Genomic DNA, 225 nt, shown 5'->3' on the forward strand with positions numbered 1-225 from the left:
GATAAAATCCGTCGTCGAGAGGGGAACAACCCAGACTACCAGCTAAGGTCCCTAAATCTTATTTGAGTGGAAAACGATGTGAAGTTACTTTAACAACAAGGAGGTTGGCTTAGAAGCAGCCATCCTTTAAAGAAAGCGTAATAGCTCACTGGTCTAGTGATTTTGCGCGGAAAATATAACGGGGCTAAAATAAGTACCGAAGCTGTAGACCCAAGCCTAGCTTGG

Annotated in this window: 1 rRNA gene; it reads left to right on the forward strand. The window is 44.0% G+C overall.

Annotation, left to right across the window (positions count from 1 at the left end):
• A 23S ribosomal RNA gene (locus KJQ99_RS10365) occupies positions 1-225 on the forward strand; the annotation flags it as partial.

Origin of the sequence: Campylobacter sp. 2018MI13, from assembly GCF_018501135.1 — a bacterium.
In the GTDB taxonomy this organism is placed as follows: Bacteria; Campylobacterota; Campylobacteria; order Campylobacterales; family Campylobacteraceae; genus Campylobacter_E.